Origin of the sequence: Marinobacter subterrani, assembly GCF_001045555.1 — a bacterium.
Lineage (GTDB): Bacteria > Pseudomonadota > Gammaproteobacteria > Pseudomonadales > Oleiphilaceae > Marinobacter > Marinobacter subterrani.
Window position 1 is genome coordinate 395,514 of record NZ_LFBU01000001.1, and the last position, 21,006, is coordinate 416,519.

Genomic DNA, 21,006 nt, shown 5'->3' on the forward strand with positions numbered 1-21,006 from the left:
TGCCTCGTCGAGGTGGCGCGTATATTAAGTAAGGCTCTGGTGGCTGTCAACGCCTTTTTTGAAAAAGCCTCACTGTTGGTGTTTCAGGCAATCGGCCAGTGCCTGCTCGAGATCGGAATAGCGGAACTGGAACCCCGCACTGGACAGCTTTGCGGGAATGGCTTGCTGTCCTCCAAGAAGTAACCGGGACATCTCCCCCAGGCCGGCCTTGAGCAGCGGCGCGGGGACGGGGAATAACGTGGGACGGTGCAGCACCTTGCCCAGGCAACGGGTAAATTCGGCATTAGTGACGGGGTTGGGACTGGCAACATTGAATGGCCCGGAGGCATCGCTGGTTTCCATCATCCAGATCAGCGCACTGACCACGTCATCCCTGTGCACCCAAGGCATGTATTGGGTGCCGCTTCCAATGCGGCCGCCAAGCCCAAGCTTGAAGGGCAGGACCATTCGTTCCAGGAACCCGCCTCCGGGGCCTGCGACAACGCCTGTACGTGAAACGCAGACTCTGACGCCGTCTTCGGAAAGTGCCAGGGCGGCATTCTCCCAATCCCGGCACAGGCGGTGGGTAAATTCGTCGTGCGGACGGGTGTCCTCGGTCACGATGTCCGGGCCCTGGTCGCCGTAAAATCCTACCGCCGACCCTGAAACCAGAACCTCGGGTGCGCGCCCCCAGCTCCGGATAACGTTTACCAGGGATTCGGTCGTGGCTATCCGGCTGTCCCGCAGTTGTTGCTTGCGCGCTTCGGACCAGCGCTTGTCTGCAATGCCTTCGCCGGCGAGGTTGATAACGGCGTCGAAACCGGGGTGGGACCACAGTTGCTGTAGATCGCGGACGGCTTCCACTCTGCCGCAGCAGGCTTTCACCGATTCTGCCTTTTGCCGGCTGAACACCGTCAGCTCATGGTTGCCTGCCAGCAATTCGCGGCACAGAACCTGGCCAATAAACCCGGTACCTCCGGTAATCAGAATCTTTTTTGCCATGAGACTTCCTCCCGTCGCCATGGGGCGGACCAGCCAGCCATCTTCGCGCCCGGCTCAGGACGGCGCCTGTTCCAGCTGCATCATCACAACATCCCGGATGGCCTGCCCGAGTACCGGATTTTCTCCGATTGGTGGCGCCAGATGAATATTCGCGCCGTGTGTCTGCTCCAGTTCTTTGATCATAGCAGGAACATCCTTGCGCAGATGACGTCCGGCTGCCAGAAACAGAGGGATGATGACGAAGTCACTGGCGCCTTCGGCGACGCCTTGTGCAATAACAGTATCCATCGAAGGTTCAGCCAGTTCCATGTAGGCAATCCGGGCATTGTCGACAGCCTTGAGTGTGGGGTCGGCCAGCTGCTCGAAGGTTTCACACCAACGCTTGTCACTGCTTCCGTGTGCCAACAGAATAATGCGGGGGCTGGTCATTGCCTCTCCTGAGTAGTCAGTTTGATAGGGCCTGTCGTAAGTCCGGTGCGCCGGCCCGGAAACGGGCGCAACAGCATATAAAGTAACAGGGTGGGAAAGAATGTTCGATTGGAAAGAGATTCTGGATTTCTGGTTTGGTGAATTGGATGAGCATGGGCTGCCAGACAGTGACCATCGAAACAAATGGTTCCGGTCAGACCGCAAGTTCGACCAGGAAATCCGGCGCCGCTTTCTTTCCCTCGTGCTGTTCGCGTCCGAGCAGGGTCTGGAGCACTGGCGGCAGGAAGCCGGCGGCGTACTCGCTGAAATTATCCTGCTGGACCAGTTTTCCAGAAACATTTTCCGGGGCAGCGGGATGGCGTTTGATCAGGATCCGCAGGCTCTGAAGCTTTGTCGGAAGGCAACGGAGAGGGGGCAGGATATGCGCCTGCCCCCGGTGCAGCGGGCGTTTCTGTACATGCCGCTGCAGCACTCAGAGCGAAAGAAGGATCAGGACAGGTCGGTGGAATATTACGAGCAGCTTGCCCGATCCACTCAGGGGATCCTCCGGGATTTCATGGGCAGTTTTTGTCAGTCAGCCCGTGACCACCGTGAGATTATCCGGAGGTTTGGCCGTTTCCCTCACCGGAACGAGGCCCTCGGGCGGGCATCAACCCCTGAGGAAACGGATTATCTCCAGGGAGGCCCCCGGTTCGGGCAATAATACTGGTAAACGGGGCCTCGGCCGGCACGCGACCGATTGGGACGTTTCTTAAATTTTTGTATGAAAAGTGTACATCCTGACGGGGTTGGCAATTTTGCCTGATAGAATGCGCAACACTATCGAGCAATGGGTGAGAGCGTGTCGTTCGCCCTTCAATCTGCGTGGACTGGGTGTTTGCAATGAAAAGTGTGCAGCGATTTTTGCCCGCAGGGCTGTTACTGGCTGTGTGCTGGGCTCTTCCTGTGACATTGCCCGCGGCCTCTCTGGACGACCAGTTGCTGAACCGGTTGGCTGAAGCCGCTCCCAAACTGGATAAAACGGTCCTGAAGACCGCATTCAAGGCTTCCCGCTGCGCGGTCTCCAGTGGTATCGAGATGCCTGAGCGTCTCGCGGTGATTGATTTTTCGTTACCCTCGCGTGAGGAACGGCTGTGGATTTTTGACCTGGAAAAAGGCCGGCTTCTGTTGCGGGACCTGGTTGCCCATGGCGAGAATTCCGGGAGTTTCAAGTCAACCGAGTTTTCCAACGTGGAGGGCAGCCATCAGTCCAGCATCGGGCTCTTCAAGGCCAGTGAATCCTATTATGGCAAACACGGCTACTCCCTGCGGCTCGATGGCCTGGAGCCTGGTATCAATGATCACGCCCGGGAACGCGCGATCGTTATCCATGGTGCCGACTATGTGAGTGATAAGTGGGTTAACAAATATGGTCGGATAGGCCGAAGCTATGGGTGTCCGGCTGTCGACAATCAGGTGATTCGCGAGGTGGTGGATAATCTCAAGGGTGGCCAGCTTGTCTTCAAGTACTATCCGGATCAGCAGTGGCTCCACAGTTCAGATTTCCTGAATTGCGACAACAAGACACTTGCCGGGAAAAACCTGAAAAAAAGTGGTTGACGGAGCCGGTTGGATCCGTAGAATACGCCTCCGTTGTCGGTAACAGCCGAGCAGCGTTGCGGGAATAGCTCAGTTGGTAGAGCACAACCTTGCCAAGGTTGGGGTCGCGAGTTCGAATCTCGTTTCCCGCTCCAGATTCAGAAAACCCGGTCTTGCGAGAGGCCGGGTTTTTTTCATTTTGGCGACCACAAAACCAGCGTCGCAGTTTCTGGTCAGGTATACTCGGCAGCCTGTTTCTTATCCTTATTCCATGGGTGGAGGCGCCTGCCATGAAGGTCCATTCGTTGTTTGTTTACCCCGTCAAATCCCTGGCCGGCATTGAGGTAGACCGCTTTGATATCGACGATTTCGGTCCTGCCGGCGACAGGCGCTGGATGATCGTTGACGATGACCGCCGCTTTGTCACTCAGCGGGAAATGCCGGAGCTGGCGCGGGTTGCCACCATTCTGGCCGAGGAGCGTGTGGTCATTGATATTCCCGGGGAGGGAAGATTTCCCCTGGTTGCGACAGATTTAGCCTTGCGGGTGCTTGTCTGGCGCGACTGGGTTCCAGCGATTATCGGCCGGCCTGAAGCCAACGAGGCGCTGAGCCGGTTCTGTGGTCGGTCTTTACGTTTCGTCTATATGCCGGACAGTTCGTTCCGCCGTGTTGATGCTGTCCGGGTCGAGGCCTATCGGCGTGTGGGCTTTGCCGACGGCTTTCCGTTCCTTGTTACCAATACCGCATCGCTGTCTGAGCTGAACGGGCGCCTCGATACGCCTGTCGAAATGCGCAGGTTTCGCCCGAACATTGTGGTAGAGGGAGTCGGCCCCTGGGACGAGGACAACTGGCAACAGCTTGTCATTGGCGATAACCGTCTGAGCATTGTGAAGCCCTGTTCCCGCTGTGTGATGACCACGGTGGATCCCGCAACAGGGCAAAAAGACACGGCTTTGCAGCCTCTCAGAACCCTGTCAGGCTATCGAAAAACATCGGACGGCGTAATTTTCGGCCAGAACGCCATTCATGAATCACCGGGAAGTATCCGGGTTGGTGATCCCGTTACAGTCAACAAATCGGAGTGATACCTAACGTGCCATTGTTAACCCTGGACTCAGTTTCCCTGGCTTTTGGAATGCATCCTTTGCTGGATCAGGCCTCGCTGGTTATCGACGCCGGAGAGCGTGTGTGTCTGCTGGGACGCAATGGCGAGGGCAAGTCCACTCTGTTGAAGATTGTAGCCGGGGAAGTGGTTGCGGATGGCGGAGAGGTGCGCCTGGATGACGGTACAGTACTTGCGGTGTTGCCCCAGAACCTGCCTTCAGAGGATGCCCGTACTGCCTATGAAGTGGTTGCTGGTGCGTTTCCGGAAACCGGAGCCCTGCTGGCGGAATTCCACAAGCTTTCCCAGCAGGCCGATGAGTCCAGCCTTGACCGCCTGATGAAAGTCCAGGAGCGCCTGGAGGCGCTGGATGGCTGGCGGCTGGACCAGAAGGTGACCTCCATTCTTGGCCAATACGGTGTCGATTCGGATCAACGGCTGAACACCCTGTCCGGGGGCTGGCAACGCCGTGTATTGCTGGCTAAAGCCCTGGTGGCCGAGCCGGACATCCTCTTGCTCGATGAACCCACCAACCACCTGGATGTCCCCGCGATCGCCTGGCTCGAGGACGCACTGGGCCAGTTTCGCGGCGCCATGCTATTTGTCAGCCACGACCGGGCATTTATCCGGCGTATGGCCACCCGGATCGTTGAACTGGACCGGGGAAAACTGGTGAGTTTTGCTGCCACCTATGACCGCTACCTTGATCTGAAGGAAAAGGCGCTGGAAGAGGAAGATCGGCAGAATGCTCTGTTCGACAAGCGGCTCAAACAGGAGGAGGCCTGGATCCGGCAGGGTATAAAGGCGCGCAGAACCCGCAACATGGGGCGGGTGCGGGCCCTCCGGGCCATGCGCGAGGCGCACCGGCAACGCAGGGTGCGCGGCGGTACCGCGAGCTTCGCGGTGGAAGATGCCGCCCGTTCCGGGAAGCTGGTAGTGGAAACCCGGGACGCGGGTTTTGCCTATCCCGATGGCACGCCGGTAATCAGCGGTCTGAATCTGACCGTCCTGCGGGGTGACAAGATCGGCCTTGTCGGCGAAAACGGTACCGGGAAAACCACGCTGGTTCGCCTGTTGCTCGGAGACCTGAAACCAACGGAAGGTTCAGTGCGTCTCGGGACCAACCTGCAAGTGGCCTATTTCGATCAGCTTCGGGGTGAGCTGGATCTGACCCGCAATGCCCTGGATAACCTGTCTGAGGGCCGGGAATTTATTGATATCAACGGCCAGAGCAAGCATGTGCTTGGCTATCTGCAGGAGTTCCTGTTTACCCCGGAACGGGCCAGGTCGCCGGTCAGTGTGTTCTCTGGGGGCGAAAGGGCAAGATTGCTGCTTGCCAAGCTGTTCAGTAAACCGGCGAACATCCTTGTGCTTGATGAACCGACCAATGACCTGGATGTGGAGACGTTGGAGCTATTGGAAGAGCAGTTGGCAGAATTTGCCGGAACCGTGATCGTGATCAGTCATGATCGGGAGTTTCTTGATAATGTGGTCACTGAAACGGTTTTCCTGGATGGCTCGGGCAAGGTGCAGGAGTTTGTCGGTGGCTATACCGACTGGCGTCGGCAAGACGGCCGCTTCCCGTCGGAAGCGACCGGCAATCGGCCGGACAAGCAGGACAAAGCCACCAAAAGCATTAGAGAAGGCGGCCAAAAAGCACCCGCACGCGTAAAAGAGCAAGAGCTTCCGAAAAAGAGCAAGCCCGTCAAGCTGAGCTATAAGCTCAAACTTGAGCTGGAACAGCTGCCCGGGCAGATCGAAGCATTGGAGCAGGAGGTTGCAGCCCTGAAGGAAACGATTTCCTCGGCTGATTTTTATTCAGGCCCACCGAACGACGTCTCGGCCACTCTGGAAGAGTTGACGGAAAGGGAAATCCGTCTGGAGAAGGTTATCGAGCGGTGGATGGAGCTGGAAGAGCAGGCAAATCAATGAATGTGAACTATGAATTCAGGTTTCAGGACGGCCGTGCCGTGGAGTTCAAGGTTACTGGTCAGCCGTCTCAGCGGTCAGGGCCCTGGCCTGCATGGACCAGGCTCGAACATTGCCAGTGCAGTAACTGCCCACTGAAAGCTGCGGACTCGCCTCATTGCCCCGCCGCGACTGAAATATTGCCCGTTGTAGAGGCTTTTCAGGCGGACGACGCCTATCAGAAAGTCGAAGTAAAGGTCACCGATGACCGGCGCAGCTATTTGAAACAGACCGCACTGGAAGAGGCGCTGCGGTCCCTCCTGGGGCTTAAAATGGCGACCAGCGGTTGTCCGGTGCTGGCGGAGTTGAAGCCCATGGCGGTGCACCATCTACCCTTTGCAAATACAGACGAATTCATCATGCGCAGCGTTTCCCATTACCTGTTGCAGCAGTATTTCGCCAAGCGGAATCATGAATCGCCGGACTGGGATCTCAAGGGGCTGGTTGACAGGAATCAGAGGTTGCAGCTTGTGAATCAGGCCCTTTGGCAACGTATTCACTCGGTTTGCAAGGGTGACAGTAACTTGAAGGCGTTACTTAACTTCTTTTCGATGGCGTCCAGCGTCAGCTTTTCCCTGGAAAGTCAGCTTCGCAAGCTTGAGGGCAAAATGGCCGGCGATCAGGGGTAACGGCCGTAGCTCCAGTAACTGGCCCGGGCTATGGCCCGGGCTAATATAGTAACGGTTAACCGTGTATTCGTACCGCCAGAACGTCGCACTCGGTACCGTGCAGGACCCCATTGGCGGTTGAGCCCAGCAAAAGCTGGAAGCCCTTTCTTCCGTGGCTGCCCACGATCACCAGATCCGCGTTGTGTTCCTTCGCCAGGCGGTGAATTTCCGATTCCGGGCGCCCGACGGTGACCACCTGATTGGTCTTTGCAACACCGTACTGATCACCGTAATTACCCAGTTGCTCATGGGCCGCCTTGTCGAGCTGGTCTTGGAGCTCCGTGAGATCCATCGGTATATCCCCGCCGTAGGCATAGCCGACGGGCTCCACGACGTGTACCAGTACCAGTTCTGCACCATGGGCCTCACTCACCGCTTTCGCTTTGTCGAGCACCTGCGGCGCTTCTTCAGTCAGATCAATTGCAACCAGCATCTTTTTATAGGCGGGCATGGCATCGCTCCTTCGTGCATGAATAACTTTCTGAGGATAGTATGTTCAGTCTAGTTCGAACAGTGTAGAGGGAAAGTGACCGGTATCAATAACGAACGCGGAAACTGGCGTTTCCGGCAGGCAATCAGGTCTGCCGGAAACGGGAGAGGGATCAGGCGTTGCCTTGCAGGAGCTCAATAGTGGTAGCAAGCCCCTTGAGGATGCCCTTCGAATAACGGTCAATAACGAAGCCGACATTCCTTTCGTTGTAATTGATATAGGAGCCGCGGATAAATTGCCATTTGGAGGAAATGTCATTCAGTACTGCCTTCAGTTCGGGCGTGCCCTGGCCCTGGATAACAGAGCCCAGCAGGGCATCGAGTTCCCGGGCCTGTTCGTCAAGCGGCTTTTCAGTGGATGAGCCCTGGAAGGTCTGGGTTACGGCTGAGTTGGAGCGCACCGAGTACTTGGCCATCATCTGGGCCATTTTCACGGCGGCGGAGCGTGCCGCTTCGACTCTCGGGTCGGTTGCAGTATGGGTGCTTTCCTGTGCTACCTCATATAACTCCGTGGCCTTTTCGTTCATGGTGAAGGCCTGATTGGCCATGTCGGACACCAGTCTCAGGTCCGGGTAGCCCCTCTTCCGAACATCATTGATGTTGTCGCGCATCAAGTTCTTGAACCTGTCGAATTCCTGGTTCAGCGCTTCCAGTTGTTCGGCAGACAGCACACCGGAATCGCTTTCGGCAAGAGAGTTCATGGCGTCGTTGGCAGAGTTGATGCCCTGGACAATCTCGTTCAGGGTTTCGGTATTGCCAGTGCCACTGAAGCGGTAGAAAGCATCCAGTGCCATGTAGTTGCTGACCCGGAAATCGTGAAGGTCGGCGAGGAACCCGTTTGCACCTTCCTGTGCCCGGACAGCCATCGAAGTTATTGCCAGAAAAATAAGCGGTGCTACCAGGGAGCGTAGCCGCAGGGTGGTGTCTTTCATCGGATGGGTCTCCGTGGTGCTGTTTTATTATTGTGGACTAAAGTCGTAAATCGACGGTAAAGTAACTCCGCCTGCCAATCAAGCAGTTTTGGCGTCTTCAGAGTCCGCAAATGTAAACAAATTTTAAATTTGCGTGACGAAGTTCCGGTTTTTTCTCAAGAATGAAATCCAGTTCACTGAAATATAACAATTCCATTCGCATTTTCTTCGGGTGCCGGCGGTTTTCCGGAGACAATTGCACCCTTCCAGAAGAAACAAATTGACAAACGCGCCGTTTTTTTTCATCGTGTGCCCTCACGATTCAAACGACTGTATGAATTTTGAATCGGATGATCGGGCAGTGACCGAAATCTCGCTGCACAAACAGCCACGCCGGTGAATCAAAAAGTACCGCTCGGCTGGAAGCAGTTCCAAACACAGACTGGAGATCAGTTGATGATTTACGAAGGTAAAGCCATCACGGTTAAAGAGATCGAAGGCGGGATCGCTCAGTTGAACTTCGACTTGCAGGGCGAGTCAGTCAACAAGTTCAACCGTCTCACTATTGAAGAGCTCCGCGCCGCGACTGACGCACTGAAAGCGCAAAAGAACCTGAAGGGTCTGGTGGTTACCAGCTCCAAGGATAGCTTCATTGTTGGTGCCGATATTACCGAATTCACCGAGCTGTTCGCCGGTTCGGAAGAGGACCTGGTAGCCAACAACCTCAAGGCCAACGAAGTATTCAGTGCCGTTGAAGACCTGCCGTTCCCGACTGTTACCGCAATCAACGGTATGGCTCTGGGCGGCGGTTTCGAGATGTGCCTGGCGACTGACTACCGGGTCATGGACAAGAAGGCCAAAGTCGGACTTCCGGAAGTGAAGCTGGGCATCTTCCCGGGCTTCGGTGGTACCGTGCGACTTTCCCGTCTGGTGGGTGTCGATAACGCCGTTGAGTGGATCAGCGGCGGCACCGAGAACCGTGCGGATGTGGCATTGAAGGTTGGTGCTGTTGACGCCGTGGTCGAGTCCGACCAGCTGGTTGAATCCGCCGTGGCCATTATCCGGCAGTGTAACGAAGGCAAGCTGGATAACCTGGCCCGTCGCGAAGAGAAGAAGGGGAAGATCAAGCTCAATGCCATGGAAAGCATGATGGCATTCGAGATCTCCAAGGCGTTTGTCGCCGGCAAGGCTGGCAAGAACTACCCGGCGCCGGTTGAAGCCATCAAGGTCATGCAGAAACATGCCGGCATGACCCGTGACAAGGCAATCGAAGTGGAAGCCAAGGGCTTCGCCAAGATGGCCAAGACCAACGTTGCGGCGTGCCTGGTGGGCCTGTTCCTGAACGATCAGGAGCTCAAGAAGAAGGCCAAGGCCTGGGAAAAAGAAGCCAACGACGTGAACCTGGCCGCCGTTCTCGGCGCCGGTATCATGGGCGGCGGCGTTGCATTCCAGTCCGCGCTGAAAGGCACGCCGATCATCATGAAGGACATCAACCAGGACGGTATCGCCCTGGGGCTGAAAGAAGCCAAAAAGCTTCTGACCAAGCGGGTCGAGAAGGGCAAGATGAAGCCCGATCAGATGGCCGACGTGCTGAACAGCATTACGCCAACCCTGAACTATGGTGATTTCAAGAACGTAGACCTGGTTGTTGAAGCTGTTGTTGAGAACCCGAAAGTGAAGGATGCAGTACTGCGCGAGACCGAAGACGCGGTGCGCGAGGATGCCATCCTGACCTCCAACACCTCGACGATTTCCATCGACCTTCTGGCCAAGAACCTGAAGCGCCCGGAAAACTTCTGTGGCATGCACTTCTTCAACCCGGTGCACATGATGCCGCTGGTTGAGGTTATCCGCGGCAAGAAAACCAGCGATCGCGCCATCGCAACTACCGTGGCCTATGCCAAGGCCATGGGCAAGACCCCGATCGTTGTCAACGATTGCCCGGGCTTCCTGGTAAACCGTGTTCTGTTCCCGTACTTCGGTGGCTTTATCGGCCTGGTGCGTGACGGCGCGGACTTCCAGCAGGTTGACAAGGTCATGGAGAAGTTCGGCTGGCCGATGGGCCCTGCCTATCTGCTGGACGTTGTCGGCATGGATACCGGCAAGCACGCTGGTGAAGTCATGGCAGACGGCTTCCCGGATCGCATGAAGCACGAGGGCACAACCGCCATTGACGTGATGTTCGATAACAACCGTTACGGACAGAAGAACGACAAGGGCTTCTACAAGTATGAACTGGACCGCAAGGGCAAGCAGAAGAAGGTTGTCGACGAAGAGACCTACAAGTTGCTCGAGCCGGTTGTTCAGGGTAAGAACGAGTTCAGTGAAGAAGACATCATCGCTCGTATGATGATTCCTCTGTGCCTGGAAACCGTTCGCTGCCTGGAAGACGGCATTGTCGAAGATCCGGCAGACGCTGATATGGGCCTGATTTTCGGTATCGGCTTCCCGCCGTTCCGGGGTGGTGCCCTGCGCTATATCGACGATATGGGTGTAGACAAATTCGTCGAGCTGGCAGACAAGTTTGCAGACCTTGGTCCTCTTTACCACCCGACCGAGAAGCTGCGTGAAATGGCCAAGACTGGCAAAAAGTTCTTTGGCTAACCCTGAACGAGATTTCCGAACGGAGAAAGATCTATGAGCCTTAATCCGAGAGACGTTGTCGTCGTCGATTGCGTGCGGACTCCGATGGGTCGTGCCAAAAATGGTTGTTTCCGGAACGTGCGTGCAGAGACCCTGTCCGCCGCTCTGATCGAAGCACTGTTTGAGCGCAACCCGAAGCTCGACCCGAAAGAAGTTGAAGATGTTATCTGGGGCTGTGTAAACCAGACCAAGGAGCAGGGCTTCAACGTGGCGCGTCAGATTTCCCTGCTGACCCGCATTCCCCACGAGTCTGCGGCGCAGACCGTGAACCGTCTGTGTGGTTCCGCCATGAGTGCGATTCACACTGCCGCCCAGGCCATCATGACCGGTAACGGTGATGTGTTCTTCGTCGGTGGGGTCGAGCACATGGGGCACGTACCCATGACCGAAGGCTTTGACCACAACCCGGCTGCGTCCAAGTACTCTGCCAAGGCGTCCAACATGATGGGCCTGACCGCGGAAATGCTGGCGAAGATGCACGGCATCACCCGTGAGCAGCAGGACGAGTTCGGTGCACGGTCTCACCGCCTGGCCCATGAAGCGACCGTAGAAGGCCGTTTCAAGAATGAAATCGTGCCTATTCAGGGTCACGACGAAAATGGCTACGTGAAGCTGATCGAAGAAGACGAGACCATTCGTCCGGAAACAACGGCCGAGTCACTTGGCCAGTTGAAGCCGGCTTTTGATCCGAAGAACGGTACTGTGACTGCCGGTACGTCTTCCCAGTTGACCGATGGTGCGGCTGCCATGGTGCTTATGTCTGCTGAGCGCGCCGAAGCCCTGGGCCTGAAGCCCATGGCCCGGATCCGCAGCATGGCTGTTGCCGGCTGTGATCCCGCGATCATGGGCTATGGCCCGGTTCCGGCCACCAAGAAGGCGCTCAAGCGTGCAGGTCTCAAGGTTGAGGACATCGACTTCTGGGAACTGAACGAAGCCTTCGCCGGCCAGTCTCTGCCAGTCCTGAAAGACCTGAAGCTGCTGGGCGTGATGGAAGAGAAAGTGAACTTGAATGGTGGTGCGATTGCCCTGGGCCATCCGCTGGGCTGCTCCGGTGCACGGATCTCGACAACCCTGCTGAATGTGATGCAGGCCAAAGGCGGTAAGCTTGGTGTTTCCACCATGTGTATCGGCCTTGGTCAGGGCATTGCGACTGTATGGGAGCGGCTCTGATCCCCTAAGCCGGATTGGATTCAAGCTCTCGGAAGGCCCGGCAATCGCCGGGCTTTCCTGTCTCTGACCGCGCAAAAAAGCCGGCGTTAAACAGAAGAATGGGTTGTCTTGCTTTTCTTGACCCTGTAAAACAATGCACCTATACCAATGTGGCGGCTATTAAGTGTTTTCTAGCCGACTGATTTTACAGCGAGTTTACGGTTTGCTGATTATTTAACCGATTATCGCCAAGGATACAGATCTCCGATATGGGTAAAAGTCTCGTTATTGTCGAGTCGCCAGCGAAAGCGAAGACCATCAACAAATACCTGGGCTCAGACTTTATTGTGAAGTCGAGCGTCGGGCATATTCGCGACCTTCCAGTGAGTGGCAGCGGGTCCCAATCCGACCCCAAAGAGCGGGCCAGGCAGGCGGCTGCCACCCGCAAGATGAGCCCGGAGGAAAAGGCCGCGCACAAGAAGCGCAAGTCCCGCGAACAGCTCGTCGCGCGCATGGGTGTTGATCCGGATCAGGACTGGAGTGCCCGTTACGAGATCCTTCCCGGCAAGGAAAAAGTGGTCAGCGAACTGAAGCGCCTGGCGAAATCCGCCGACCATATCTATCTCGCGACGGATTTGGACCGCGAGGGGGAGGCGATTGCCTGGCACCTGCAGGAAACGATTGGTGGTGAGCCGGAAAAGTACCGGAGGGTGGTGTTTAACGAAATCACCAAACGGGCCATCAAGGAAGCTTTCAACGATCCGGGTAACCTCGACAATAACCGGGTGAACGCCCAGCAGGCCCGGCGTTTTCTTGACCGGGTAGTAGGTTATATGGTGTCGCCGCTGCTGTGGGCCAAGCTGGCCCGTGGCTTGTCTGCCGGGCGGGTGCAGTCGGTTGCGGTACGGCTGATTGTCGAGCGCGAACGTGAGATCCGTAAATTCATTCCGGAAGAGTTCTGGCAGTTGCACGCCGATCTGGGTGCACAACAGGCCAAAGAGTCGGTGCGATTCGAAGTTACCCGCTATGGCGACAAGCCTTACCGGCCAGAAAATGAACAGCAGAGCGCTGAGCATGTTGCCCGCCTGAAATCGGGCATGTTCAAGGTTGCCAAACGCGAAGACAAGCCGACCAGGTCCCGGCCGTCCGCACCCTTTATTACCTCAACCCTGCAACAGGCGGCGAGCAACCGCATGGGGTTCAGCGTCAAGAAAACCATGATGCTGGCGCAGCGGCTTTATGAAGCCGGTTACATCACCTACATGCGTACCGACTCCACCAACCTGAGTCAGGATGCGGTCAACAGCTGCCGGGAGTTTGTCCAGAAGCAGTTCGGCAACCGCTACCTGCCGGAGAAGCCACGGGTTTATGGCAGCAAGGAAGGCGCTCAGGAGGCCCACGAGGCCATCCGCCCGACCGAGGTGAGTCGTCGCCCGTCGGATATCAGTGGCCTGGAGAAAGATGCCGAGAAGCTGTACGACCTGATCTGGCGCCAGTTCATCGCCTGCCAGATGGCGGATGCGGAGTTTCTCAGCACCTCTATTGTTATCGCCAATGGCGATTACGAGCTGCGCACCCGTGGGCGCATCATCAAGTTTGACGGCTTCCTCAAGGCCGCGCCGCAATCCGCCAAGAAGGATGAGGACGTGGCGCTGCCGGATATCCAGGTTGATGAAACGCTGGACCTGAAGAAGCTTGATCCTAGCCAGCACTTTACCAAACCGGCGCCTCGGTTTACTGAAGCGAGCCTTGTCAAGGAGCTGGAGAAACAGGGCATCGGCCGGCCGTCGACCTACGCCTCGATCATTTCCACTATTCAGGATCGTGGCTATGTGCGGCTGCAGAATCGTCGTTTCTATGCCGAGAAAATGGGCGAGATTGTCAGTGAACGTCTGACCGAGTCGTTCCCCAATCTGATGGATTACGATTTTACCGCCCGGATGGAAGACGAGCTCGACGAGATTGCCGAGGGCGAGGTCGAGTGGAAAAAAGTTCTTAATGATTTCTACGGCAAGTTCCGCCGGCAGCTGGAGACCGCTGAAAGCAGCGACGACGGCGGCATGCGCGCCAATACGCCAACAGAAACCGACATTCCGTGTCCGACCTGCAGCCGTAACATGCAGATTCGTGTAGCCAGCACCGGCGTGTTCCTGGGGTGCTCCGGCTACGCCTTGCCGCCGAAGGAGCGCTGTAAGACCACCATCAACCTGATCCCGGGTGACGAGGTGGTCAGCGCCGATGAAGACGTGGAAGGCGAGGGCGAAACCCGCCTGCTGCGCAAGAAGCGGCGCTGCACCAAATGCGGCACTGCCATGGACAGCTACCTGATTGACGAGAAGCGCAAGCTGCACGTTTGTGGTAACAACCCGGACTGTTCAGGCTATGAGGTAGAGCAGGGCACCTTCCGCATCAAGGGTTATGATGGTCCGACCCTGGAGTGCGACAAGTGCGGCTCCGAGATGCAGCTGAAAACCGGCCGCTTTGGCAAGTACTTTGGCTGTACCAACACAGAGTGCAAGAACACTCGCAAGCTATTGAAAAATGGCGAGCCGGCACCCCCCAAGATGGACCCGGTACCGATGCCTGAACTGCAGTGCCAAAAGGTGGATGACACCTACGTACTGCGGGACGGGGCGTCTGGCCTGTTCCTGGCTGCCAGCAAGTTTCCGAAAAACCGTGAAACCCGTCCACCCCTGGTGAGCGAGATCAAGCCCCATCGCAAGGAAATCGACCCCAAGTACGATTATCTGATGGACGCTCCCGAGGCTGATCCGGAAGGCAATCCGACGGTGATCCGCTACAGCCGGAAGTCGAAGGAGCAATATGTCATGAGCGAGAAGGACGGCAAGGCGACGGGTTGGTCGGCCTGGTATGTCAACGGGAAGTGGCAGCCGCAAGACAAGAAAAAATAATCCAGCAGGGACCGGAAATAAAGGTGGGGTCAGATGAAAGCTTTCATCTGACCCCAATTTCAGCCTTTTATCGAAACTTCCTTAACCGCTGTATCAGCGAAGAAGTATCCCAGCGTTTGCCACCCATGGCCTGCACGTCGGCATAGAACTGATCGACCAGCGCAGCCACCGGCAGTGAAGCGTTCACCTTGCGTGCCTCCTCCAGGCAGATACCCAGATCCTTGCGCATCCAGTCGACGGCAAAGCCGTGCTCAAATTCACCGGCGATCATGGTGCCGGAGCGATTCTCCATCTGCCAGGATTGTGCGGCCCCTTTGGAAATCACATCAACCACTCTGGCGACGTCCAACCCAGCCTGTTCCGCGAAGTGCAGTGCCTCTGACAGACCCTGTACCAGCCCGGCAATGGCTATCTGATTCACCATTTTGGTTTTCTGGCCGCTGCCGGCGGGGCCCATCAGGTTGAGCGCCCGAGAGTAATGCGCCATAACAGGCTGAACCTTCGCGTAGTCTGCTTCGGAGCCGCCGCACATGATGGTCAGCTTGCCGTTTTCAGCGCCCTGCTGGCCGCCGGAGACCGGGGCGTCGATAAAGCCCATGCCCTTGTTACGGGCAGCTTCGGCCAGGTATTCAGCGATGCCGGCGGACGCGGTAGTGTGGTCGACAAGAACCGCTCCGGGGGCTGCGCCGGCAAGAATGCCTTCCTCGCCTTCATAAACCGCTTTCAGATCCCGGTCGGCACCAACGCACGTCAAAACAACGTCGGCGTCCTTCACGGCTTCACCAATGGTGCTGCAGCCGGTTCCGGAATATTCCCTTGCCCACTGTTCGGATTTGGCTGCAGTCCGGTTCCAGACCCTGACCGTGAGCCCGGCGTTGGCCAGGTGACCCGCCATCGGGTACCCCATGACGCCGAGGCCGATAAATGCTGCTGTAGTCATCGCTTGCTCCTCTGATTTTGTTGTCGGATTAACTTATCACAGAAGAGTTGGGCAGGATGGAATAAAAAAGGCCGCTGAATCAGCGGCCTTTCTGTAAATGCCCTATGGCACTACAACGTTACTTCGTCGGGTAGTCCCGTTTCGGGGATCCGGTGTAAAGCTGGCGCGGGCGACCAATGCGGTAGTCACCACTGACCATTTCGTTCCAGTGAGAGAACCAGCCGATCGTGCGGGACATGGCGAAAATCACCGTGAACATAGAGGTCGGAATGCCGATTGCCTTCAGGATGATGCCGGAGTAGAAGTCAACGTTCGGGTAGAGCTGGCGCTTCACAAAGTATTCGTCTTCCAGCGCAATTTTTTCCAGGCGTTGGGCGATCTTCAGCAGAGGATCATTCTCCAGGCCAAGCTCGGTAAGGACTTCGTGAGCGGTTTCGGCCATAACCTTGGCGCGCGGGTCGAAGTTCTTGTAGACCCGGTGGCCGAAGCCCATCAGGCGGAAAGGATCATCCTTGTCTTTGGCCTTGGCAATGAACTTCTCGATATTGGACTCGTCACCGATCTCCGCCAGCATGTCCAGTACCGCTTCGTTAGCGCCGCCGTGAGCCGGTCCCCAGAGTGCTGCAATGCCAGAAGCAATACAGGCGTAGGGGTTGGCGCCGGTGGATCCGGCAAGGCGCACGGTAGAGGTTGAGGCGTTCTGCTCGTGATCGGCGTGCAGAATAAAGATCTTGTCCATGGCTTTGGCCAGGATCGGGTTCGGCTTGTACTCCTCGCAGGGTACGCCAAACATCATCTGCAGGAAGTTTTCGGAGTAGGACAGGTTATTCTTCGGATACATGAACGGCTGGCCGAGGCTGTACTTGTAACACCAGGCAGCAATGGTGGGCATTTTCGCAATCAGGCGATGCGCAGTAATCTCCCGCTGGGTCTGATCGGTCACGTCCATCTGGTCGTGATAGAAAGCCGAGAGGGCGCCAACGACACCGCACATGATGGCCATCGGGTGAGCGTCACGACGGAAACCCTGGAAGAAGTTCCGCATCTGGTCGTGCAGCATGGTGTGGTTCTTGATCGTATCATGGAACTGCTTGTTCTCTTCGGCATTGGGGAGTTCGCCATGGAGAAGGAGGTAGCAGACTTCCAGGTAGTCGGAGTGCTCGGCCAGTTGTTCTATCGGATAGCCCCGGTGCAGGAGAACACCGTTTGCACCGTCAATGTAGGTAATGGCTGATTCACAGGCTGCTGTGGATACGAATCCCGGGTCGTATGTGAAAACGCCTTCCTGGACCAGGCCTCGTACGTCGATAACGTCAGGGCCGACGGTGCCGGAATAGATCGGTAGCTCAATGGACTTGTCCCCCACCGAGAGCGTGGCTTTCCTGTCGGTCATGGTGCTCTCCTATTTATCAGCTTTGACAGCTTTATCTATGATTATAGATGCGCTAGAAAGGCGCGTATTATCGCAAAACTGGCGGCAAAATATAGGGCGTTGGCTTTTTTTGTCAATGGCAGAGTCCGGAAAAGCCCGAATTTGACACGGCTTGTAAATCAGGGATGTCACGAATAACAACGCACTGCGGCGGAAAAATTCTTTGTCAATAATCCTTATAGCTTGCCTAACCCCCTGAAATACACGGCCCACAGGGCGTTGCAGGTTTGTAATTGCTTAGGGTACTCCTTATAATCCGTAGCCCGGAATCGGGGATTAACCTGTTTTCGGTAACCTGAATTCGCGGGTTGCCGGTCAGGTTGCCTCCCTCCTGAGCCAATCGTGCGCCGGTTTCGTTTCGGCGCGCTGATCCTTACATACCAACCATCCGCACCCGGTTTTCCGGTTCCGCGGAACCAAGAGAGAGTGTGAGAGCGCTGTGAATAGCAAACGACCAGTAAATCTCGATCTCGGCAAGTTTCATTTTCCGCTGCCAGCCATTACGTCCATATTGCACCGCATCAGCGGCATCATCATTTTTGTTGGTGTTGCGTTCATGCTTTACGGGCTTCAGCTTTCCCTGTCCGGGGAAGAGGGCTTCAGCCGTGTAAGTGAACTGCTGGACAGCTTCCTTGCCAAGCTGATTATCTGGGGCATTTTGTCTGCTCTGCTGTACCACCTGGTTGCAGGTATCAAGCACCTGTTCATGGACATGGGCATTGGTGAAGAGCTGGAGAGCGGCCGCCTCGCCGCGAAGATCACGATTGTGGTTTCCGTTATTCTCATCGTTCTGGCAGGAGTCTGGGTATGGTAAACAGCGTCACGAACCTGGGTCGCAGTGGTGTTTTTGACTGGATGATCCAGCGGGTAACCGCCTACGTACTTGCTTTGTATACAATTTTCCTGCTTGGTTTCATGCTGACCACTGACGTGAACTACGAGTCCTGGTCGGCCCTGTTCGATCAGACCTGGTTCCGTATTTTTACTCTGATGGCACTGTTGTCCATTGGTGCGCACGCCTGGGTCGGTCTGTGGACGGTAACCACAGACTACATCAAGCCCATGGGCCCAAGGTTTATTGTGCAGGCAGCGTGTGGTCTGACCATGTTTGTGTATGTGGTCTGGGGTGTTCAGATTATTTGGGGGCTTTAATTGATGGCTAATATCAAGACCATGTCTTATGACGCGATCGTGATCGGTGGCGGTGGGTCCGGAATGCGGGCTGCGCTGCAGTTGACTGAGTCCGGCGTTAATACCGCGTGTATCACCAAAGTCTTTCCGACGCGTTCGCATACGGTATCTGCCCAGGGCGGCATTACCTGTGCCATTGCAAGTGCTGATCCCAACGACGACTGGCGCTGGCACATGTATGACACGGTTAAGGGCTCGGACTACATCGCCGACCAGGATGCCGTTGAATACATGTGTTCTGTGGGCCCCCAGGCTGTTTTCGAGCTGGAGCACATGGGGCTGCCGTTCTCCCGTACCGAGCAGGGCCGTATTTACCAGCGCCCGTTCGGTGGCCAGTCCAAGGGCCCGGATGACCCGACTCAGGCCGCACGTACCTGTGCCGCTGCTGACCGCACCGGTCATGCGCTCCTGCATACTCTTTATCAGGCAAACATCAAGGGCGGTACGACCTTCCTGAATGAGTGGTACGCCGTAGATCTCGTGAAGAACGGCAAGAACGAAGTTGTTGGTGTTGTTGCCATCGAGGTTGAAACCGGCGAAGTGGCCTACATCAAATCCAAGGCGACGGTTCTGGCGACAGGCGGTGCCGGCCGTATCTACGCATCGACCACCAATGCCCTGATCAACACCGGTGATGGCGTCGGTATGGCGCTGCGCGCCGGCTTCCCGATGCAGGATATGGAGATGTGGCAGTTCCATCCCACCGGCATCTATGGTGCTGGTACTCTGGTAACCGAGGGTTGCCGGGGTGAGGGTGGTTATCTGATCAACGCCGAAGGCGAGCGTTTCATGGAGCGTTATGCGCCCAACGCAAAAGATCTGGCGGGTCGCGATGTGGTTGCCCGTTCAATGGTTATCGAGATTCTGGAAGGGCGAGGTTGTGGCCCCGACAAGGATCACGTTCTGCTGAAGCTGGACCACCTCGGTGAAGAAACCCTGAACCTGCGTCTGCCAGGTATCTGCGAGCTGTCCCGTACCTTTGCCCATGTGGACCCGGTAAAAGAGCCGATCCCTGTGGTTCCGACCTGTCATTACATGATGGGTGGTATTCCGACCAATGTGGGTGGCCAGGCCCTGACCCAGGACGAAAATGGCAAAGACAAGCCGATTCCCGGCCTGTTCGCCTGCGGTGAGGCTGCCTGCGTATCGGTGCACGGTGCCAATCGCCTGGGTGGTAACTCTCTGCTGGATCTGGTGGTGTTCGGTCGAGCGGCCGGCCTGCACATCGAAGAACAGCTGCGCGGTGGCTTTGAGGTCGATGGGGCCAGCGAGGAAGACATCAAGCGTGCCATGGCGCGGCTCGATCGTCTCAACAGTGCGTCAGAAGGGGAGAGTGTTGCGGAAGTTCGCAAGGAGCTCCAGAACTGCATGCAGTTGTATTTTGGCGTATTCCGTGATGGCAAGAGCATGGAAGAGGGGCTGAAAAAGCTGGAGGCCATCGGTAAGCGCGTTCGTAACACCCGGTTGGACGACACCAGTAACGCCTTCAACACCGCGCGCATCGAAGCGCTCGAGCTCGATAACCTTTACGAAGTCGCCCTGGCGACCGCTATTTCAGCATTCGAGCGCAAGGAAAGTCGTGGTGCCCACGCTCGAAATGACTTCACCGAGCGTGACGACGAAAACTGGCTGAAGCACTCCATGTACTTCCCGCTAGACAAGCGTGTTGGCAAGCGTGATGTGAACTTTGCGCCGAAGACCGTAGCCACGTTCGAGCCGAAGGTCCGGACTTACTAAGGGGGACGTTGAAAATGTTAGTAAGCCTTTATCGTTATAACCCGGAAACCGACAACGCGCCCTATATGCAGGACGTAGAGGTCGAGATTCCGGCAGGTAAGGATCTGATGGTCCTTGATGTTCTGAATCTCATGAAGGAGCGCGATCCCTCGGTGGCCTACCGTCGCTCCTGTCGTGAGGGCGTTTGTGGCTCTGACGGTATGAACATGAACGGCAAGAACGGCCTGGCTTGTATTACACCGGTTTCCCAGGTTGTGAAACATGACAAGCTGGTTCTGCGGCCGCTGCCGGGACTGCCTGTAATCCGTGATCTTGTTGTCGACATGAGCCTTTTCTACAAGCAGTATGAAAAAGTCATGCCGTACCTTGTGAACGACAAGCCGGCGCCCGCCATCGAGCGCCTGCAGTCGCCGGAAGACCGGGAAAAGCTGGATGGCCTTTACGAGTGCATTCTCTGTGCCTGCTGTTCCACATCCTGCCCGTCGTTCTGGTGGAATCCGGACAAGTTCATCGGCCCTGCGGGATTGTTGCAGGCTTACCGCTTCCTGGCGGACAGCCGCGATACGGCCCAGGCAGAACGGTTGGCAAATCTGGACGACCCGTTCAGCGTTTTCCGGTGCCGTGGCATCATGAACTGTGTCAGTGTCTGTCCGAAAGGCCTGAACCCCACAAGGGCAATCGGCCATATCCGGAATCTTCTGCTGCAACGGGCGACTTAAGCGGCAGAATTGCAGGCAGACGCTATACTGTCTTGATCAGGTTAGTGCCCGGAAGGCCCCGCTGTTCGCGGGGCCTTCAACCAAAGGCTTATGGTCAAAAGTCTTATAGAAGTGCACACTATCTGAGTCGTGGCGGGAACTTACCAAGTTTTCACCC

The 21,006-nt window shown here is 56.4% G+C and carries 18 protein-coding genes and 1 tRNA gene; 13 read left to right on the forward strand and 6 right to left on the reverse strand.

Translation table 11 applies throughout. The features are described 5' to 3' along the window. Positions 1–69: 69 nt before the first annotated feature. Together msub_RS01925 and msub_RS01930 are read right to left on the reverse strand one after the other, a co-directional pair. Entirely contained in the window at positions 70–981 is a 912-nt protein-coding gene (locus tag msub_RS01925; protein ID WP_048494459.1) for a TIGR01777 family oxidoreductase, read from the reverse strand. Positions 982–1,035: 54 nt separating this feature from the next. Beyond that, on the reverse strand, positions 1,036–1,410 hold the full coding sequence (locus msub_RS01930) for a sirohydrochlorin chelatase (protein WP_048494460.1): 375 nt from the start codon (positions 1,408–1,410) through the stop codon (positions 1,036–1,038). A 100-nt stretch (positions 1,411–1,510) separates the two neighbouring features. On the opposite strand from msub_RS01930, the gene msub_RS01935 reads away from it, so the two are divergent. The 6 genes from msub_RS01935 (at position 1,511) to msub_RS01960 (ending at position 6,687) form a co-directional block, all read left to right on the forward strand. Beyond that, complete coding sequence (locus tag msub_RS01935; RefSeq protein WP_048494461.1) at positions 1,511–2,113, forward strand: DUF924 family protein; 603 nt, start codon at positions 1,511–1,513, stop codon at positions 2,111–2,113. 179 nt (positions 2,114–2,292) lie between these two features. Then, positions 2,293–3,009 (forward strand): murein L,D-transpeptidase catalytic domain family protein, encoded by a 717-nt coding sequence (locus msub_RS01940; RefSeq protein WP_082146379.1) that lies wholly within the window; start codon positions 2,293–2,295, stop codon positions 3,007–3,009. A gap of 58 nt (positions 3,010–3,067) precedes the next feature. Beyond that, positions 3,068–3,143 (forward strand) — tRNA-Gly (locus msub_RS01945). A gap of 135 nt (positions 3,144–3,278) precedes the next feature. After that, entirely contained in the window at positions 3,279–4,073 is a 795-nt protein-coding gene (locus msub_RS01950; RefSeq protein WP_048494462.1) for an MOSC domain-containing protein, read from the forward strand. Between the two features lie 8 nt (positions 4,074–4,081). Next, positions 4,082–6,022, forward strand: coding sequence for an ATP-binding cassette domain-containing protein (locus msub_RS01955; RefSeq protein ID WP_048494463.1), 1,941 nt, complete (start codon positions 4,082–4,084; stop codon positions 6,020–6,022). After that, the gene (locus msub_RS01960) at positions 6,019–6,687 is read left to right on the forward strand and encodes a DUF6901 family protein (protein ID WP_048494464.1); all 669 of its coding nucleotides are present in this window, start codon (positions 6,019–6,021) and stop codon (positions 6,685–6,687) included. Before msub_RS01955 ends, msub_RS01960 begins: the two co-directional genes overlap by 4 nt. 55 nt (positions 6,688–6,742) lie before the next feature. Here msub_RS01960 and msub_RS01965 read toward each other — a convergent pair whose 3' ends face one another. Both msub_RS01965 and msub_RS01970 read right to left on the reverse strand, forming a co-directional pair. After that, positions 6,743–7,177, reverse strand: coding sequence for a universal stress protein (locus msub_RS01965; protein ID WP_048494465.1), 435 nt, complete (start codon positions 7,175–7,177; stop codon positions 6,743–6,745). Between the two features lie 151 nt (positions 7,178–7,328). After that, entirely contained in the window at positions 7,329–8,147 is an 819-nt protein-coding gene (locus msub_RS01970) for a hypothetical protein (RefSeq protein ID WP_048494466.1), read from the reverse strand. Between the two features lie 435 nt (positions 8,148–8,582). Here msub_RS01970 and fadB point away from each other — a divergent pair, with 435 nt between their 5' ends. The 3 genes from fadB to topA all read left to right on the forward strand — a co-directional run bounded on the left by fadB (position 8,583) and on the right by topA (position 14,830). Then, complete coding sequence (gene fadB / locus msub_RS01975; protein WP_048494467.1) at positions 8,583–10,730, forward strand: fatty acid oxidation complex subunit alpha FadB; 2,148 nt, start codon at positions 8,583–8,585, stop codon at positions 10,728–10,730. 33 nt (positions 10,731–10,763) lie between these two features. Beyond that, positions 10,764–11,939: an acetyl-CoA C-acyltransferase FadA gene (gene fadA / locus msub_RS01980; RefSeq protein WP_048494468.1), complete on the forward strand. Its 1,176-nt coding sequence runs from the start codon at positions 10,764–10,766 to the stop codon at positions 11,937–11,939. Between the two features lie 248 nt (positions 11,940–12,187). Next, complete coding sequence (gene topA, locus msub_RS01985; RefSeq protein WP_048494469.1) at positions 12,188–14,830, forward strand: type I DNA topoisomerase; 2,643 nt, start codon at positions 12,188–12,190, stop codon at positions 14,828–14,830. Between the two features lie 67 nt (positions 14,831–14,897). On the opposite strand, the gene msub_RS01990 is transcribed toward topA, so the two are convergent. Together msub_RS01990 and gltA are read right to left on the reverse strand one after the other, a co-directional pair. Continuing rightward, on the reverse strand, positions 14,898–15,770 hold the full coding sequence (locus msub_RS01990) for an NAD(P)-dependent oxidoreductase (protein WP_048494470.1): 873 nt from the start codon (positions 15,768–15,770) through the stop codon (positions 14,898–14,900). Between the two features lie 118 nt (positions 15,771–15,888). Further along, positions 15,889–17,163, reverse strand: a complete 1,275-nt coding sequence (gltA, locus tag msub_RS01995) for a citrate synthase (protein ID WP_048494471.1) — start codon at positions 17,161–17,163, stop codon at positions 15,889–15,891. Between the two features lie 478 nt (positions 17,164–17,641). On the opposite strand from gltA, the gene sdhC reads away from it, so the two are divergent. The 4 genes from sdhC to msub_RS02015 are packed head-to-tail and all read left to right on the forward strand — an operon-like array spanning position 17,642 to position 20,849. Continuing rightward, positions 17,642–18,016 (forward strand): succinate dehydrogenase, cytochrome b556 subunit, encoded by a 375-nt coding sequence (gene sdhC / locus msub_RS02000; RefSeq protein ID WP_048494472.1) that lies wholly within the window; start codon positions 17,642–17,644, stop codon positions 18,014–18,016. Then, on the forward strand, positions 18,010–18,354 hold the full coding sequence (gene sdhD / locus msub_RS02005; RefSeq protein ID WP_048494473.1) for a succinate dehydrogenase, hydrophobic membrane anchor protein: 345 nt from the start codon (positions 18,010–18,012) through the stop codon (positions 18,352–18,354). Before sdhC ends, sdhD begins: the two co-directional genes overlap by 7 nt. Positions 18,355–18,357: 3 nt before the next feature. Continuing rightward, positions 18,358–20,130: a succinate dehydrogenase flavoprotein subunit gene (gene sdhA, locus msub_RS02010; RefSeq protein WP_048494474.1), complete on the forward strand. Its 1,773-nt coding sequence runs from the start codon at positions 18,358–18,360 to the stop codon at positions 20,128–20,130. A gap of 14 nt (positions 20,131–20,144) precedes the next feature. Next, positions 20,145–20,849, forward strand: coding sequence for a succinate dehydrogenase iron-sulfur subunit (locus tag msub_RS02015; RefSeq protein WP_048494475.1), 705 nt, complete (start codon positions 20,145–20,147; stop codon positions 20,847–20,849). The last annotated feature ends 157 nt before the right edge of the window (positions 20,850–21,006 follow it).

Coding starts and splice junctions, on each gene's coding strand:
- msub_RS01925 (WP_048494459.1), bottom strand. CDS start 981: ATGGCAAAAAAGATTCTGATTACCGGAGGTACCGGGTTTATTGGCCAG.
- msub_RS01930 (WP_048494460.1), bottom strand. CDS start 1,410: ATGACCAGCCCCCGCATTATTCTGTTGGCACACGGAAGCAGTGACAAG.
- msub_RS01935 (WP_048494461.1), top strand. CDS start 1,511: ATGTTCGATTGGAAAGAGATTCTGGATTTCTGGTTTGGTGAATTGGAT.
- msub_RS01940 (WP_082146379.1), top strand. CDS start 2,293: ATGAAAAGTGTGCAGCGATTTTTGCCCGCAGGGCTGTTACTGGCTGTG.
- msub_RS01950 (WP_048494462.1), top strand. CDS start 3,279: ATGAAGGTCCATTCGTTGTTTGTTTACCCCGTCAAATCCCTGGCCGGC.
- msub_RS01960 (WP_048494464.1), top strand. CDS start 6,019: ATGAATGTGAACTATGAATTCAGGTTTCAGGACGGCCGTGCCGTGGAG.
- msub_RS01965 (WP_048494465.1), bottom strand. CDS start 7,177: ATGCCCGCCTATAAAAAGATGCTGGTTGCAATTGATCTGACTGAAGAA.
- msub_RS01970 (WP_048494466.1), bottom strand. CDS start 8,147: ATGAAAGACACCACCCTGCGGCTACGCTCCCTGGTAGCACCGCTTATT.
- fadB (WP_048494467.1), top strand. CDS start 8,583: ATGATTTACGAAGGTAAAGCCATCACGGTTAAAGAGATCGAAGGCGGG.
- fadA (WP_048494468.1), top strand. CDS start 10,764: ATGAGCCTTAATCCGAGAGACGTTGTCGTCGTCGATTGCGTGCGGACT.
- topA (WP_048494469.1), top strand. CDS start 12,188: ATGGGTAAAAGTCTCGTTATTGTCGAGTCGCCAGCGAAAGCGAAGACC.
- msub_RS01990 (WP_048494470.1), bottom strand. CDS start 15,770: ATGACTACAGCAGCATTTATCGGCCTCGGCGTCATGGGGTACCCGATG.
- gltA (WP_048494471.1), bottom strand. CDS start 17,163: ATGACCGACAGGAAAGCCACGCTCTCGGTGGGGGACAAGTCCATTGAG.
- sdhD (WP_048494473.1), top strand. CDS start 18,010: ATGGTAAACAGCGTCACGAACCTGGGTCGCAGTGGTGTTTTTGACTGG.
- sdhA (WP_048494474.1), top strand. CDS start 18,358: ATGGCTAATATCAAGACCATGTCTTATGACGCGATCGTGATCGGTGGC.
- msub_RS02015 (WP_048494475.1), top strand. CDS start 20,145: ATGTTAGTAAGCCTTTATCGTTATAACCCGGAAACCGACAACGCGCCC.